Below are 12,812 nucleotides of genomic sequence, written 5' to 3' on the forward strand. Positions count from 1 at the left end.
CTAACCCATACTCTTGGTTGGTAGCTCCTCAGAATCCCACTTCGCAATAATCCGAACCAAAGAACGCGGACGCTGCGGAGTCACCACAATACCCTTCACCAGCTCCCGAAGAATAGCCTTACGACGCTCAACCGGCAACACCTCCCACTGACCCAGCAGATCCGCGTCCATCGCGGCCGGCCGAGCAACCGAAGCAACCCGAGCATCTCGCAACTGATCCTCCAACCGAGCCTTCTCACCGGCCAGCTGATCACGCATCCGCTCATACACATCCCCAGGCACCAACCCATCCAACAACCTGGTGGTCAAAGAATCACGCCGACCCTCCACCTTCATCAGCGCTCGCCGTAGTTTGGGTGTGGGGTCGTGGTGGGGTAGCTCGGTGTGGTTGGCTTCGGCTGCCTGATTGATTTGCGTGGCCAGCTCGGTGATCCATGGAAGGACTGCTTGGTTCAGAGTTTGGGTGGAGACATACCCGCCTTTGTGTAGCCGGTAGCTTCCGTAGCCATCGCACCGGTAGGCCGAGACTGTGTCGTCTCCGACTCGTCCTCCGGAGTACTTGTGCCCGCAGATTCCGCAGTACAGCATTCCAGAGTAGGGATAATCGGTCATTGATTTGTTCGGTGCCCGGTGTCGTCGTTTGCGTGCAACCTGGTAAGCCTCGAACAGTTCTGGATCCACGAGCGGTTCATGGGCTCCGGCGTGGACTTCACCTTTGTAGATGATGTGGCCGGTCATGAAGGGGGAGTCCAGCGCGGAGCGTAGGGACTTGGTGTGCCATAGTCCGGTGGTGTTGGGCTTGCTCGCTTTTACTGGCGCCATGTCTGTGGTCTCTAGGTAGTCGCAGAGTACTTGAACGCTGTCTCCGGCGATGAACCGTCGGTAGCATTCTCGGATGATCGCGGCTTCGCCAGTGTTGATGGTGTAGCCGGCGTTCCGGTCGTAGTCGTACCCGAGTTTGCGCTTACCGTGGGTGGGTAGACCTTGGGTGACTCGGCGTGCTTGGGCTTCTTTCCAGGTGTCACCGATCCTCTCGGATTCGAACGCCGCAAATTCTGCGAGCATCCCGCGGGCGAAGCGTCCGGTGGAAGTGCTCACGTCTACTTGCTCGGTTGCTGATTCGATACGGCCGCCGGCGGTTTCTACTTTGTCGATGGCCACAGCCCAGTCAAGGCGTGCACGGGAGAGGCGCGACCATTTCCAGAGAATGATCACGTCGGCTTGCTGTGACTCGATCATGGTCATGACGCGCTGCACTGCTGGCCGGTTCCAGGTGCGTCCGCTGATGCCGTGATCTGCTTCGACAGCGACGACGGTATAGCCTGCCTGGGCGGCGTAGCGTCGGCCTGCATCCTCTTGGACCTCGAGGCTGATTGATTCTTCCTTGGCCACGGATTGGCGTAGGTAGAGGACGGCGCGCGGCCGTGGGGTGGTTTGTGGATTCATCGGAATCACTCCTGTGGTGGAGATGTCTTCTACTTTGGGCGCGACTGATCACGGAATGTGGATCAGTGGTTAGGCGATGTGCTCACTTGGTGGCCAGAGAGTCATGATCTGCTGGCCATCTAGTGTGGCGAAGCGGTCAAGAAGTACTTGCTCGGTGACGCCAAGTTCTTCGGCCATGACGATCGGGCAGGTCGACCAACCAGCTACCGCTTGTAGGTCCTCAAAGGTGACGAGAAAACGCGCAACTTCAAGACAGACCTGCCGTTCGACGGCTGGCGATTGACAGTCGGAATGCCCGTGTTTGATGTGGATTGCTTCGTGTGCCAGGAAGCATCGTTGCTCGGCGGTCGTCAGCGCTGGATCAATCCAGATCCGACGACCGTCCGTCGCTGCCACTACTTCCGGGTGTGGTCTAGTCCAAATAATTGCTACGTGCGCGAGTGAGCGCAGCATGCCCCATACATTCTGCATTCCTAGAACATATGTTTGATTGAAAGCTAGACCTAATGTGACAATCCGAATCTATAAATTGTCTGTTGCCTCTGATACAAGAGCAAAAACTTATCAGAATAGAGTGTTCGTTTCGGGAGCTCTGTCAATGGAGAGCAACCGACGGCTTTTGCGTAGCTCAGAAGACTTAGTGGAGTTGAGGATTGTGATGACTTCAAACTGTGCTGAAACAAGGAAGTTGGAATCGGCAGCCGCCGCGGCAACTCGGTGCAAAAGATCGTCGTTGTCGACTGCAGCTGAAAATTTCGGTCCTTCTTGGGGGATGAACCAAACCGTGCCAGTGGAGTACTTGAACCCGTCGAAGTTGCCTAGCATAGTCATCACATCAGTCTTTTTCTCATTCGCCGTGAGTGCGACTTTCAACCTAGCTGCGCCACGTTTGGGGAGGGTTACATTTTGCTTGCCATGGACACGTTGTTCGATGTTCCCTTGGATATCCCAGTTAGCTGCCAATGCCTGTTCCATGGCGCCGTTGAGTTTGGTGCGAGCGGCTACAGGTAACTTGCTAACTCGGATGTCCAAAGCAGTATCAACGGCATCATCATCGACAGAAGCTAGGTTCAATAGTTGGCTAATCGTCCGCAGTGCTTCTGACTGGACTGTACTTGGAGCGTCTAGCGCGTCTTGGTCCTCGTGGTTATCGGACTTATTTGATGGGACATCGTCAGGATTAGGGACTCGCAATACCAGGCGGACTGAGCCCTGTCCTGGACCTTCTATTAGTAAGTCACTGGCTAAGCGTTGTTTACCGAGAGAGGCTTTCACTGTTTCTTTGACGGCCTCCGCTATACCGGAAACAAATTTGCCAAAGCTCAAAGCGTTTGTCGTGTGTCCGCTAACTCCAGATCCTTCCAAATGAAGATCAAGAACTGCTTGGGGAGGGCCAACTTCCTGGACGTATACATTCAGGAGTTCTTCATCATCACGTATGACGCCAGACAGGAGGCTGCCCCGCGCCATAGAATCGGCGAGTTCATTGCCAGAAGAGAATCGCAAGGCAGCGCGGAGCTGCTCGATTTCATCAACGCTGTGCTTCATCGCTTTACAACCTCCACAAATCCTTTTTTCCTGATCGGATGAATCGAACCGTCTGGCATCTTCACTTGGCTCCACTGATTATGCCACTGGTTGATCGAGTACGAATTCGACTCAATCGCGAAATACCCATCTACATAACCACCAAAAGGGCGAACGACGTCGACTCTTTTTTCGAGACCAGGGGCGGACGCATTCTCAAGTGTGAGGAAAGGCGCGATTGATTTAGTTGAGAGAAATTCCAAATCTTCATTTGGGATTACTACCAAAACATCTACATCGTCAGGAGCTCCCCATCTTTTATGAGTTGTGAATCCACCGTTAACCCACAGCTTAGCGTGGGGGAAGGACAGCCAGAGCAGCTCGCAGTAAAGAGCGAGAGCTTTGAAAATTAAGCGTCGCTTTTCTTCGAATGGTGCATCGAGTACGAACGCCTTCTCCAGCTGATCCAGTGTCGAAGTGTAGGGGGAGTCATCAGCTGGGAGCTCGTCGTAGTCATTGAGCAGGTCGCGGAGTGATTCGCTAGTGAGGCCGAATGACATTATTGATCCCCACCGTCGCGTTCGTTGGTTTCTTCGTCGAGCTGTTCACGGACGGTCTTTACCTTCGGGTGTGCTGCTAAAGATTCAATAGGTGGCGCCGGGTACTTCTCAGCGTCGGCACCGTGGAGTTCAGTGATGCTGCCCTCGGGCTCGATCTTCTGTCCCTGGCTAGTGTCACTCGTGGGCGCCACTGGGCGTACGGCTTTATGCCAGTCGCCTGCTTTGGCGAGGCCTTGCTCTCGGATGCTGTGGAGAATCGTTGTGCTGTCAATGTGTTCGCTTTCGTCCCCGCGCATCACGTCAATTACGGATAGGAGTATCCGTTGGTCGCGAGCGCTGAATTTACCTGAGGAACGTATTGCATCCGGCACATCAATCGCAGGACTGTCCATGTCGACGCCCATGCTGGCCATTGCTGCCTTCGCAACCAGCTGAGGGGATCGCCTGAGCACCTTTGAAAGCACTTGAATCTGGCTCGCCTTGATGGCAATCACTGGTTCAAGCTTCAACCGCGAGAAGTTTGAATGCTTCATCGGCAAGCCATGCCGTTCAGCTTCACGTTCCAGATCGCGAGTGGACCAGCCATTCTTCATTTGTGCGGCCTGGATCATTTCGCCGAGCGGATGCAATTCGTTCACGGAGGTAATCCTTCGGGATGAGTACTCGGAGTGCAACTGTCGCGGACACTTGGACAACAGGAGGCGTGGACACTAAGAACTCTAGCTTTTTTCTTCCACTTATTCCCGAGTCCACGCGGAATATGAGAAAACTGTAAAAGATAAGTGGACACTAGAGAACACTTAATGTAATGATTGTCTGGACACTTGGAAAGAAAGGAAGTACAGTGAAGGTCGTAAAGTTCCCAACGCAGTTAGGAGATCTTTGGATGAAACTCAAAGATCGAAAGAAGCTCCTGACGATCATGGAGATTCAGGAAAAGTCCCGTAGGGATGTAGCGCATGCGGCTGGATGGAGATCTCACAGTTACATGAATCGTCTCTGTAATGGAGATGTAGACACGTTGAAGCCGGAGCCAGCACTAAGGATTGCAAAATTCTTGGGCGTCGGGGTTGACGATCTTTTTTTGACCAAGGTGGAAGATATTCCAGTACGCATGGAAAGTATTACTGGCAACTTGGAGGTTGCTTGACCCGAGAGGGTCGCAAAAAACAACAACTCCCCAAACGGTCCAACCAACTGGGGGTGCACCAAACCAGCAACACCAAAGACAAAAAGAAGAAAGAACACCATGACCCAACAACCAGCGCTCGCCGGTCTCCACGCAGCTATGAAACTCCGCTTAGAGGAATTCGACACGGCTATAGCCAAGCTCGATGGCACTAAGCGCGGTGATCCGGGCTACGGAGAACTCTTCGAAGCTCGATGGGAAGCGGCCGAGGCCTATGAAAAGGCGTACGACGCATGGAACGAAGAAATAGAAAAGGAGGTGGCGTAGTGAGTGGTTTGGAAGCGTTCTTCGGTTTTCTTGGAGCGGTAGTGATCGTCGCCGTAGGCATCGGTGGATCAGCATGGGTCGCTACGTTGGTTCCGACCATCTGGATTTTGACCGTCTTCGCGTCTGGGTTACTGCTAACAATCCTTGGGCTTGGCTTTTATTTCCTATGGTTGGCGGGAAAGTAGCCCATGCGAACTCAAACAACAGGCTGGATAGACGAAGTCGGAGTAATGGCGTCGAGGTTTGCTTCGAGCCGGGCAAAGTCCATGTGGCCCTTCTTGATCCAATCTCCCAGTACGTCTGGGAAATGCTCAACATCCCTAGGGTCTAATTCTCTCGTGATCTTGTCCATGAAAGCTATGGATCGACTGAACAGGGCGAGTTGTTCTTTGCGTTCGACAACGTCAGTTTCTAGATTTTGCGTCTGTGCCAGGATGCTTCGCCAACAGGATCTTACGTTGGCTTGCGCAGGAACACGCTTGAAGAAGTATCCCTTGAACCTTTTTGCTCCAGAATTGAATGCCTCCTCAGACGCCTTGTCATTTTCCATTGAGTCGAGGGTGAACGCGGCTTCGTACTCGGCAAGCGAGCGGATGAAGTCTCGGACGAGTTCCATTCGGATTTTTCGGGAATCTGCCTTGCCCTTTGCTCTCTCGCCTAGCCAGGAGACAAAGGCCGGAACTAGGAAGCTGATGAGCAACGCGATGAATATCGGGAGAACGAAGTCTGGGATAACCCAGCTGTCGTCGGGCTTCTCTGGCGTGGCAGCGAATATCAAGTTTCCTCCGTTAGTAGGTGGTTCGTGTAGGGGTACTCGAATCCTATCGGCGGAGGGTCTACGTCCCGTATTTCGGGCAAATAAGAAGCACCCAGCAGTTACAGCTGCTGGGTGCGGTGAAACCAAATCAAACGGTAAGCAAGGAAGTGATTTCAATGTCCAGTGTATCTAACCCTGTAGAACTCAGCGCCGAGGCGCAGAAGATCAAGGACGACTGCATCAACAAGGCCGGGAAACAGTATGCCTATGCCCGTGCGCGGTTGACCGTCGCCCAGCCAGATGTATCCGAGGTGGCAGCGTGAGCAAGGTGAAGGGTCGCGTCAGCGTTTACCCGGTAAAGCAGTTGCGTGCATCGGAAGTCATCGATGTCGAGTGGGCTCGGTATCCGAAGTCTGACCGTCCGAGAGTCGCTGCAGAAGCAGTGCTCAGAGTGATGCGTCGGGTGTATAAGACGGAGAAGCTCGTCGCGGACAAGGGTAACCTCCGCGATTTGGGTGAGGCAGGCCGCGGTCTTTTGAATGTCGATGGCACGGACCGCGCGTACTTCACTGCCGTGGAGATTCCGGCACCGGTGCCAGCAACGTCCCACCTTGGGGGTGGACGCTGATGAGCGCCGAACTGATTCTTCGCCTGGCATCCCGTCGCATGTGGCTTCTCTGGGCTCCACTGATCGGCTTCGCACTTTTGGTTTCAGGTATCACTGCGCAGTTCAGTAACGGCGTGAGCGGACTGACCGCAATCATCGCCGGGGCGCTGGTCCTCGTGGCTTGCCTGGACTGGTTCAGCGCCGAGACCGCAGCTAACCGCGCCACACGTCGTACTCCTGCCAGCTGAGCGCTGGCAGTTCACATTCTTTTCAAGTAGTAGGGAGAGCTCTCTTGTCTAAAAATCTGGGAGACATTCAAGATTTGCCGTTATCGGCGGTCCATCCGGACGAACTTAACCCGCGTGAAGACATGGGTGATTTGGAATCGTTGGCGAAGGAAATGAAGTCGGTGGGTCAGATGGACCCGATCACCGTGTACCCGCATCCTGAGTTGGATGGTCAGTACCGCATCCTCGGTGGGCACAGAAGATACCAGGCAGCACTTCGCGGGGATATGGGAACCATTATCTGCCGGGTCATCGAGACCCCGAAGGATGCCAAGGTAGCACTGTTCTCGGAGGCTTTGACCACGGGAACAAACCACAAGAAGCTGACGACGGCTGAGCAGGGAACCAACATTCAGGGACTCCTAACGGAGGGGAAGTCCGAGGCATGGATTGCCCGGAACTTCTCAATTCCGAAGGCCGAAGTGAAGCCGCGCGCCGGGTTCGCGTCGAAGCCGAAGCTGGCGGAACGCTTCGACAACGGCAAGCTGGATTTGCTGGCCATGAAGAAGCTCCAGGACTTCGAAGAGTCAACCGGTGATACCACTCTGGTCGAGAAGGTGACCGAGCAGATCGCTACGGCGCAGGACTGGAACAGATTCAACGAAGCCACGGTGGAGCGGGTCATCGTCCAGGAACAGGCGGCATCTAAGCGTGAGAAACTCCGTGGTGTGCTTTCCAAGGTTGGGGCGGTGGAGCTGGACAACGAGCACCGCTACTCGGGGAAGTACTCCAAGATCACGACAGATCCGACCGATTCGACGGCCGAGGAGCATGTGGCCGCCGGCCACCTGTATGACGTTGATGCCGATGGGGTGACCTGGTGGGCTAAGACGTTGAAGCCGAAGCGAGCAGCACTCTCCGATGCGGAGAAGGCCGAGAAGGAACTACTCCGGCGGCTCACTGGAACTCTGCCGGAGTCAAAGCGAGTCCGGCAAGTATTCGCTTTGTCGAAGATCCGCGACAAGAAAGCGCTCACGGATAACGAGGATCGCGAGCTGTTCGCGTCGATCATTTTTGAATCGGGGGATCTTCGGCACGAACAGCGTCGGTTGATCGCCGAGGTGATCTCGTTGGAGTTCCCTGAGCCCGAGGGCGAAGAGCGAGAGTGGTCCGGAACGCTGAGTGACCGACGCAAGAAGTGGGATAACAATGCTTATGACATCGTCTTCAGGCTGACTCTCGGTCAGCAAGTCCGCTTGTACGCGTTGATTCAGGCGGCCGTGTCCGAGGACATGTCAAATAAATTCAACCTGTACCAGCGTGACTCGCATGAGAAGCAGGCTCGGTGGGCTCCGATGGCCACCTGGTACCGACGTCTCATCAACTTCTTCGGTTACATTCCGGATCGCGACGAAGTAGACGCTATGCGCCTCGCTGCGAAGCAGTCAGACCGTGAGATTGATGTTGAACTGCCGGTCGGCGCCGAGGTGGTCTGTGGTGGTTGCGGTCAGCATCAGGTGATCGCGGCTGACGAGTCCACACCGTGCCCTACCTGCGATGGCGGTGACGACTAATGCCGTTCCTAAAAACTGATCTCGGTCCGGTCAACGGTGGCGCCACGGCAGTGATGCGCAAGCGTCATCTGTCCGGTGAAGAGATCCGCCGGCAGACCACCATGGCCGCGCATCCCACCTCAGTGCCGTCGTCTCCGCGTCTTCTGGATCGTAGCCGAGCTTATGAACCGTTCGAGCATGCCGACGCTGGCAGTGTTTCGTGGCCTCGTGCGGTGATCAGGATGATGCCTGGCATGGCTCGTGGTGAGCATGTGTGGGCGGTGAAGATCTGGGAGTCGGCCGAGGTACCAGCTCGTAATCGTGCAGGCATGTTGAACGCGTTCACGATGCACGACCGTGATGAGGCGATCGACGAGGCGCGTGAGCGGGTGGAGGCGATGCGTTGGTCTAACCTTGCTCGGCTCCGGTTGGAGGGCAGACCGCAGTATGAACCGCCGTGCTAACTCGTAGCTCTGAGAGCACGGTGAAGCATCAGCCGGACACGGTGTCCAAGGTGGATGACTGGCATGAGCAGGCGCAGTGTCGTGACTACAAGTTCCAGCGTGACGACAAGGGCGAAGTGTTCAACCCGTGGTTCCCGAAGACGGGTAAGGCTCAGGACGTCACCAGTGAGGGCATGAAGTACTGCGCTGCCTGCCCGGTCGCTCTGGACTGTCTGGTCTGGGCGCTCGAAAAGCGTGAACTCAAGGACGGCATCTACGGGGGAACTACCCCGAGTCAGCGAAGAGCAATGCTCAAGAAGAAGAAAGCAGCGTGACATGCAATTCAAAGTCCCCATGGATTTGTTCCGGTCAGCGTTGGCCGCAACGAAGACGCACACCGTCACTTCTAAGGATGACGAGATTGGGAGATCGATCGACCTGTCAATCCTTGAGCAGGGCGAAGTGCTCTGCACTGCATCCGATGGCCTGACTATCGGTATCGCAAGGGTCCCGATTGACCGTGACGATTGGCTCGGTGAGCTTGGCCGGTTCTCGCTCACTCCGGAGATCGCTTCCAACGTCATCAGCATGTTCGCCCCTGGCAAGGCTGACATTGAGGTCTGGCTTGAAATCTCGGTCAGCTTCACCACCGAGCAACGCCCAGGCGAAAAGGATATCACCGTCGCGACGATCAACTTCCGCCGTCTCGGCCAACTCTTTGGAGGTGACTCGCTCCGCGTCACCACTCCGGTGCAGATCCGCAAGGATATCGACGCGATCTGGCAGCGCGTCTCACTGTCTGCCCGGCGCGAGTCAATGAAGTTGCCACCGACGAAGTTCGACTTGAAACGCCTCGGTGCTTTCAAGTCTGCTCAAACCACCTATGGCGAGCAGTTGGCCGTGGCATCCGCGGTTCCCTCCGGAGGTTCACTGCTGGTCATCTGCGGGGCATATTTCATCGGCTTCATGTACGCGGAACCAGTGGACGTGGACAACGCGAGTTCCAAACAGTACCAGGCGAGCAAAAAGCATTGGGCTGCCGAGTTGCCGGCACGCATGACCACCGTCAGCTAAACCCGAACCTTGTTAATCCCAAAACAAACCCACCACGTTGTGAGAGGAAACCATGGACAACGCCCTTGAAACAAGAAGACCAGTCATCGAAAGCAGAGGCTCCGGTCTAGCAGTCACATCAGAAACCATCGCCCAAGGCGCAGGCATCGAGCACCGCGCAGTGCTCCAACTGCTCAAAACGCATACCAATGGAATCGAGAGGTTCGGAAGGGTCGCATTTGAAGTGCGTACCTTCGAAACCGCCGGAGGACCACAATCGAAGAACGTCGCGCTCCTGAATGAACCACAGGCAACACTCATCATGACTTTCATGAAGAACACGGCACAAGTAGTCAACTTCAAGGTCGCACTCGTCCAAGCGTTCTACGAGATGGCCGAGCAGCTCACCGACCAGCGCTCGCCGATGTCTGAGGATGACATTGTCGCGCAGGCTTTGCAGATCACCAGTGCGCGAGTCAAAGCGTTGGAGTCCAAGGTGGAGCAGGACGCGCCGAAGGTTGATTACGTGGATACCTTCGTCGCCGACGAGGACCTGATCAGTCTGCGCACGCTCGCATCTGATTTGAAGATCGGTGAGACCCAGCTCCGCGCGCTGCTTGTGGATAAGAAGTGGATTTACAAGCAGGAGTCTTCACGGTATTCGGAGAAGAAGGGGCGCACGGTGCCGGTCTACCGGTACAGCGCCACCGCGGACAAGAAGAAGTACTTCCATGCAGTACTCGCTCATGATGCTCCACGGTTCAAGGGCGAAGTGATGCACACACTCAAAGCCACCGCGCAGGGTGCCGTGGCCATCACCAGGCTGCTCAACGGCCTCAGAAGAGACATGCACTCAATCCAACTGGCAAAGGGGCCAACATCATGAGCATCTTCGAAACTTCGGCAGACTGCCGGGAAATGAAGCACCAGACCTGCTACGGCCGTGCCTGGAACGACGCCACGGATTCCGAGGGGGAGTGCCAGTGCAACTGCCACGAACCGGAGGAAGTAGTCGTGGCGCCGGTCGATCCGATCCAAGTGTGGGTCTACGTCGAACCACTGAGAAACGCTGAATCAGCGGACACACTCCGTGCACTGAAACGCATGGACATCTCGCACAGGATCGTCGAGGTTGTCTCCGGGCAGGGAGTACTCCCGGCCGAGTTCAAACTTGCGGCCGCGGAACTTGGCGTGAAAGTGCAGCTGCCTTGCGTGGAAGTCTACGATCCGAACACCGAGGACACCGACACCTGGTTCGGGTATCTGCCGGACAAGATCCGGGAGCTCAGAGGCAAGATCACTAACTCGCAAGGAGGCGCATCATGAGCACCGAAACCATCACCGTTCAAACCATGGGCGAAGACGGCGACCAGTGGCTAGTCACCGGCACCACCGACGCTCACAGTGCTGATGAAGCTGTACGCCAGCATGTCGAGCATGAGTCCGGAGAAACCATTGAGGCTCTGACGGATGCAGACGAGCTGGTCGAATTCGCATTCCAACACCGTACGGACTGGGCGTGGGTCTCCATACAGCATGGAGAAAAGTTACTTGTCCACCGTGAGTACAGCGGGTCTCGAATCAAATTCGCTGGCTACCTGGTGAGTGCAGCATGAGCACGGTGATTGAAGCCCGTCGGCTAAATAACACCGACCTAGGCAAGACGATCAGCTTCCCGGAGACCGAAGGCGTCCTGTGCGGAGTAATCCACGGCTACTTCGGCCACAAGACCGAGACCTTCGTCAACCGGTATGTCTGCGTCATCGTAGACGGCGAGAATCAGGTCCTCGAACCAAGCGACAAAGTCACCATCACCGGAAAGGAAAGCAAGCCATGAGCAAGCTCAGCAAACACATCACCACCGCGATGCTAGCCCTCGGTGCGATAGCCGGCGGTTTCCTCGGTGGCGTGATCTACCAGGACACCACCAACCCGCCACCAGCATCCTGCCTCACCGCAATGGACTGGACAGACTCAGCAGTCCGTATCGCTGGCGAAGCATGGGTAGACGGTAAAGACGTCCCAGAGTCCTTCCAACACCACATAGCCGAGCAGTACCAGGCTGCCGAAGACTGCCGGGCCGGACGATGAAAGTCCACTACCTGAAATTTGACCTAGTACTCGCTGGCCTGACAGCAGTTTGGCTACTCACTCAAGCACTTCTTGGGGGTTTGTAATGATCATCGGTGACATTCCGTTAGCTCGTTTGAAAGAGCAGCTCGCGAAGAATATCCCGCTCGCTTTCGTGACCAGCGAGTCACTGATTGAACGGTTGGAAGTAGCGGAGCAGGAACTAAAGGATGAGCGCGTACTCACGATGGCCGCTGCAACCATCTTGCATAAGGTGCGGGCGCTCTGCATGACCACTGACGGCGACTATCTCGACAACGAGGAAACTGTGAACACCGTTGGAGACATTCTCGAAGCCTTGGGCGTTGATGGGAGTAAACCATGAGCAACCTAGCAATCATCGCGTTCATCGTCGCCGTGTACTGCGCGATCATCGTTCTCTTCGCGCTCGGCCTCGGCCGATTCTTCCGCTACACCGAAACCAGACACCAAGAAATGATGAGGAACCATGAGTAACCCAAAGATGTTCCGCAAGCTGCCCGTTGAAATTGAAGCCAAGCAGCTATCCGTTGCCAACCGAAACGACATTTTCAACTGGGCAAAGGCTTGCACGCCACTTGCCCGTGTAATTCCCTGCGTCCCAGAAGACGGTACCGCTGCTCGAATGCTCATCCATACACTCGAAGGCACTATGAAAGCAGAGGTTGGAGATTGGATCATTCGAGGGGTGCAAGGTGAGTTCTACCCGTGCAAGCCTGACATTTTCGAAGCAACTTACGAAGCGGTGTCGGAATGACCGAGCAGCCTAACGTACGTCCACTCGATTACACCGGGGCACCTCAACGCCTGGACCCGGTCCGGGACATGGAACCGATCCGCATGGGTCAGATCTGCTACGACCACCGCGGGCTCCACGTTGAAATGAACGTCGCAAACAAAAGCAAAAAAGCTTACGGACAAATCGTCTTCACCTCCCACCACGACAACGTCACGAAAATCGGCGTCCGCTGGCACGGCCAATACGAAGAACGCTCCGCACACCCCGACCAGATCATCCGCATCGAGGTCACCGCATGACCACCACACACCAACCCAGAGCCCCACCAGCCAACC

25 protein-coding genes are annotated in these 12,812 nt (G+C 55.6%); 19 read left to right on the plus strand and 6 right to left on the minus strand.

What is annotated here, in order from left to right:
• The 5 genes from CQ011_RS12015 to CQ011_RS12035 all read right to left on the minus strand — a co-directional run bounded on the left by CQ011_RS12015 (window position 1) and on the right by CQ011_RS12035 (window position 4,171).
• Window positions 1–1,446, minus strand: a complete 1,446-nt coding sequence (locus CQ011_RS12015) for a recombinase family protein (protein ID WP_105677948.1) — start codon at window positions 1,444–1,446, stop codon at window positions 1–3.
• Window positions 1,447–1,515: 69 nt separating this feature from the next.
• Window positions 1,516–1,917, minus strand: coding sequence for an ImmA/IrrE family metallo-endopeptidase (locus CQ011_RS12020; protein WP_105677949.1), 402 nt, complete (start codon window positions 1,915–1,917; stop codon window positions 1,516–1,518).
• Window positions 1,918–2,010: 93 nt separating this feature from the next.
• On the minus strand, window positions 2,011–2,994 hold the full coding sequence (locus CQ011_RS12025) for a hypothetical protein (protein WP_105677950.1): 984 nt from the start codon (window positions 2,992–2,994) through the stop codon (window positions 2,011–2,013).
• Entirely contained in the window at window positions 2,991–3,533 is a 543-nt protein-coding gene (locus CQ011_RS12030; protein WP_105677951.1) for a DUF6932 family protein, read from the minus strand. The genes CQ011_RS12025 and CQ011_RS12030 overlap by 4 nt, the downstream gene beginning before the upstream one ends.
• On the minus strand, window positions 3,533–4,171 hold the full coding sequence (locus CQ011_RS12035; RefSeq protein WP_105677952.1) for a hypothetical protein: 639 nt from the start codon (window positions 4,169–4,171) through the stop codon (window positions 3,533–3,535). The genes CQ011_RS12030 and CQ011_RS12035 overlap by 1 nt, the downstream gene beginning before the upstream one ends.
• 248 nt (window positions 4,172–4,419) lie before the next feature.
• On the opposite strand from CQ011_RS12035, the gene CQ011_RS12040 reads away from it, so the two are divergent.
• The 3 genes from CQ011_RS12040 to CQ011_RS12050 all read left to right on the plus strand — a co-directional run bounded on the left by CQ011_RS12040 (window position 4,420) and on the right by CQ011_RS12050 (window position 5,174).
• Window positions 4,420–4,683, plus strand: a complete 264-nt coding sequence (locus CQ011_RS12040) for a helix-turn-helix domain-containing protein (RefSeq protein WP_105678053.1) — start codon at window positions 4,420–4,422, stop codon at window positions 4,681–4,683.
• Between the two features lie 99 nt (window positions 4,684–4,782).
• Window positions 4,783–4,989 (plus strand): hypothetical protein, encoded by a 207-nt coding sequence (locus tag CQ011_RS12045; RefSeq protein ID WP_105677953.1) that lies wholly within the window; start codon window positions 4,783–4,785, stop codon window positions 4,987–4,989.
• Complete coding sequence (locus tag CQ011_RS12050) at window positions 4,989–5,174, plus strand: hypothetical protein (RefSeq protein WP_105677954.1); 186 nt, start codon at window positions 4,989–4,991, stop codon at window positions 5,172–5,174. Before CQ011_RS12045 ends, CQ011_RS12050 begins: the two co-directional genes overlap by 1 nt.
• A gap of 11 nt (window positions 5,175–5,185) precedes the next feature.
• Here the strand turns inward: CQ011_RS12050 and CQ011_RS12055 are convergent, their stop codons facing one another.
• Complete coding sequence (locus tag CQ011_RS12055; RefSeq protein WP_105677955.1) at window positions 5,186–5,767, minus strand: hypothetical protein; 582 nt, start codon at window positions 5,765–5,767, stop codon at window positions 5,186–5,188.
• 155 nt (window positions 5,768–5,922) lie between these two features.
• On the opposite strand from CQ011_RS12055, the gene CQ011_RS17840 reads away from it, so the two are divergent.
• The 16 genes from CQ011_RS17840 (at window position 5,923) to CQ011_RS12125 (ending at window position 12,776) form a co-directional block, all read left to right on the plus strand.
• Complete coding sequence (locus tag CQ011_RS17840; protein ID WP_181148096.1) at window positions 5,923–6,069, plus strand: hypothetical protein; 147 nt, start codon at window positions 5,923–5,925, stop codon at window positions 6,067–6,069.
• Window positions 6,066–6,374, plus strand: a complete 309-nt coding sequence (locus CQ011_RS12060; RefSeq protein WP_105677956.1) for a hypothetical protein — start codon at window positions 6,066–6,068, stop codon at window positions 6,372–6,374. The genes CQ011_RS17840 and CQ011_RS12060 overlap by 4 nt, the downstream gene beginning before the upstream one ends.
• On the plus strand, window positions 6,374–6,601 hold the full coding sequence (locus CQ011_RS12065; RefSeq protein WP_105677957.1) for a hypothetical protein: 228 nt from the start codon (window positions 6,374–6,376) through the stop codon (window positions 6,599–6,601). Before CQ011_RS12060 ends, CQ011_RS12065 begins: the two co-directional genes overlap by 1 nt.
• A gap of 44 nt (window positions 6,602–6,645) precedes the next feature.
• Window positions 6,646–8,154, plus strand: a complete 1,509-nt coding sequence (locus CQ011_RS12070) for a ParB/RepB/Spo0J family partition protein (RefSeq protein ID WP_181148097.1) — start codon at window positions 6,646–6,648, stop codon at window positions 8,152–8,154.
• Window positions 8,154–8,597 carry a hypothetical protein gene (locus CQ011_RS12075; protein ID WP_105677959.1) on the plus strand — a complete coding sequence of 148 codons (444 nt, stop codon included), beginning with the start codon at window positions 8,154–8,156 and terminating at the stop codon, window positions 8,595–8,597. Before CQ011_RS12070 ends, CQ011_RS12075 begins: the two co-directional genes overlap by 1 nt.
• Window positions 8,591–8,911 (plus strand): WhiB family transcriptional regulator, encoded by a 321-nt coding sequence (locus CQ011_RS12080; protein ID WP_105677960.1) that lies wholly within the window; start codon window positions 8,591–8,593, stop codon window positions 8,909–8,911. Before CQ011_RS12075 ends, CQ011_RS12080 begins: the two co-directional genes overlap by 7 nt.
• Window position 8,912: 1 nt before the next feature.
• Window positions 8,913–9,650 carry a hypothetical protein gene (locus CQ011_RS12085; RefSeq protein WP_105677961.1) on the plus strand — a complete coding sequence of 246 codons (738 nt, stop codon included), beginning with the start codon at window positions 8,913–8,915 and terminating at the stop codon, window positions 9,648–9,650.
• Window positions 9,651–9,702: 52 nt separating this feature from the next.
• Window positions 9,703–10,515 carry a Rha family transcriptional regulator gene (locus CQ011_RS12090; RefSeq protein WP_105677962.1) on the plus strand — a complete coding sequence of 271 codons (813 nt, stop codon included), beginning with the start codon at window positions 9,703–9,705 and terminating at the stop codon, window positions 10,513–10,515.
• A complete protein-coding gene (locus CQ011_RS12095) occupies window positions 10,512–10,955 on the plus strand; it encodes a hypothetical protein (protein WP_105677963.1) in 444 nt (147 codons plus the stop codon). Before CQ011_RS12090 ends, CQ011_RS12095 begins: the two co-directional genes overlap by 4 nt.
• Complete coding sequence (locus tag CQ011_RS12100; protein WP_105677964.1) at window positions 10,952–11,245, plus strand: hypothetical protein; 294 nt, start codon at window positions 10,952–10,954, stop codon at window positions 11,243–11,245. Before CQ011_RS12095 ends, CQ011_RS12100 begins: the two co-directional genes overlap by 4 nt.
• Entirely contained in the window at window positions 11,242–11,466 is a 225-nt protein-coding gene (locus CQ011_RS12105; RefSeq protein WP_105677965.1) for a hypothetical protein, read from the plus strand. The genes CQ011_RS12100 and CQ011_RS12105 overlap by 4 nt, the downstream gene beginning before the upstream one ends.
• Window positions 11,463–11,720, plus strand: coding sequence for a hypothetical protein (locus tag CQ011_RS12110; protein ID WP_105677966.1), 258 nt, complete (start codon window positions 11,463–11,465; stop codon window positions 11,718–11,720). Before CQ011_RS12105 ends, CQ011_RS12110 begins: the two co-directional genes overlap by 4 nt.
• 85 nt (window positions 11,721–11,805) lie before the next feature.
• On the plus strand, window positions 11,806–12,084 hold the full coding sequence (locus CQ011_RS12115; RefSeq protein WP_105677967.1) for a hypothetical protein: 279 nt from the start codon (window positions 11,806–11,808) through the stop codon (window positions 12,082–12,084).
• Window positions 12,081–12,215: a hypothetical protein gene (locus CQ011_RS18070; protein WP_286161180.1), complete on the plus strand. Its 135-nt coding sequence runs from the start codon at window positions 12,081–12,083 to the stop codon at window positions 12,213–12,215. Before CQ011_RS12115 ends, CQ011_RS18070 begins: the two co-directional genes overlap by 4 nt.
• Window positions 12,208–12,495 (plus strand): hypothetical protein, encoded by a 288-nt coding sequence (locus CQ011_RS12120; protein ID WP_105677968.1) that lies wholly within the window; start codon window positions 12,208–12,210, stop codon window positions 12,493–12,495. Before CQ011_RS18070 ends, CQ011_RS12120 begins: the two co-directional genes overlap by 8 nt.
• On the plus strand, window positions 12,492–12,776 hold the full coding sequence (locus CQ011_RS12125; RefSeq protein WP_105677969.1) for a hypothetical protein: 285 nt from the start codon (window positions 12,492–12,494) through the stop codon (window positions 12,774–12,776). The genes CQ011_RS12120 and CQ011_RS12125 overlap by 4 nt, the downstream gene beginning before the upstream one ends.
• Window positions 12,777–12,812 lie beyond the last annotated feature (36 nt).

This window comes from Arthrobacter sp. MYb213 (assembly GCF_002979915.1).
GTDB lineage: Bacteria > Actinomycetota > Actinomycetes > Actinomycetales > Micrococcaceae > Glutamicibacter.

Excerpts from the sequence above, each read along its gene's own strand:
- CQ011_RS12075 (WP_105677959.1), top strand. The coding sequence starts at position 8,154 with ATGCCGTTCCTAAAAACTGATCTCGGTCCGGTCAACGGTGGCGCCACG.
- CQ011_RS12090 (WP_105677962.1), top strand. The coding sequence starts at position 9,703 with ATGGACAACGCCCTTGAAACAAGAAGACCAGTCATCGAAAGCAGAGGC.
- CQ011_RS12115 (WP_105677967.1), top strand. The coding sequence starts at position 11,806 with ATGATCATCGGTGACATTCCGTTAGCTCGTTTGAAAGAGCAGCTCGCG.
- CQ011_RS12030 (WP_105677951.1), bottom strand. The coding sequence starts at position 3,533 with ATGTCATTCGGCCTCACTAGCGAATCACTCCGCGACCTGCTCAATGAC.
- CQ011_RS18070 (WP_286161180.1), top strand. The coding sequence starts at position 12,081 with ATGAGCAACCTAGCAATCATCGCGTTCATCGTCGCCGTGTACTGCGCG.
- CQ011_RS12125 (WP_105677969.1), top strand. The coding sequence starts at position 12,492 with ATGACCGAGCAGCCTAACGTACGTCCACTCGATTACACCGGGGCACCT.
- CQ011_RS12085 (WP_105677961.1), top strand. The coding sequence starts at position 8,913 with ATGCAATTCAAAGTCCCCATGGATTTGTTCCGGTCAGCGTTGGCCGCA.
- CQ011_RS12110 (WP_105677966.1), top strand. The coding sequence starts at position 11,463 with ATGAGCAAGCTCAGCAAACACATCACCACCGCGATGCTAGCCCTCGGT.
- CQ011_RS12120 (WP_105677968.1), top strand. The coding sequence starts at position 12,208 with ATGAGTAACCCAAAGATGTTCCGCAAGCTGCCCGTTGAAATTGAAGCC.
- CQ011_RS12045 (WP_105677953.1), top strand. The coding sequence starts at position 4,783 with ATGACCCAACAACCAGCGCTCGCCGGTCTCCACGCAGCTATGAAACTC.
- CQ011_RS12065 (WP_105677957.1), top strand. The coding sequence starts at position 6,374 with ATGAGCGCCGAACTGATTCTTCGCCTGGCATCCCGTCGCATGTGGCTT.
- CQ011_RS12025 (WP_105677950.1), bottom strand. The coding sequence starts at position 2,994 with ATGAAGCACAGCGTTGATGAAATCGAGCAGCTCCGCGCTGCCTTGCGA.
- CQ011_RS17840 (WP_181148096.1), top strand. The coding sequence starts at position 5,923 with ATGTCCAGTGTATCTAACCCTGTAGAACTCAGCGCCGAGGCGCAGAAG.
- CQ011_RS12040 (WP_105678053.1), top strand. The coding sequence starts at position 4,420 with ATGAAACTCAAAGATCGAAAGAAGCTCCTGACGATCATGGAGATTCAG.
- CQ011_RS12020 (WP_105677949.1), bottom strand. The coding sequence starts at position 1,917 with ATGCAGAATGTATGGGGCATGCTGCGCTCACTCGCGCACGTAGCAATT.
- CQ011_RS12095 (WP_105677963.1), top strand. The coding sequence starts at position 10,512 with ATGAGCATCTTCGAAACTTCGGCAGACTGCCGGGAAATGAAGCACCAG.
- CQ011_RS12105 (WP_105677965.1), top strand. The coding sequence starts at position 11,242 with ATGAGCACGGTGATTGAAGCCCGTCGGCTAAATAACACCGACCTAGGC.
- CQ011_RS12015 (WP_105677948.1), bottom strand. The coding sequence starts at position 1,446 with ATGAATCCACAAACCACCCCACGGCCGCGCGCCGTCCTCTACCTACGC.
- CQ011_RS12100 (WP_105677964.1), top strand. The coding sequence starts at position 10,952 with ATGAGCACCGAAACCATCACCGTTCAAACCATGGGCGAAGACGGCGAC.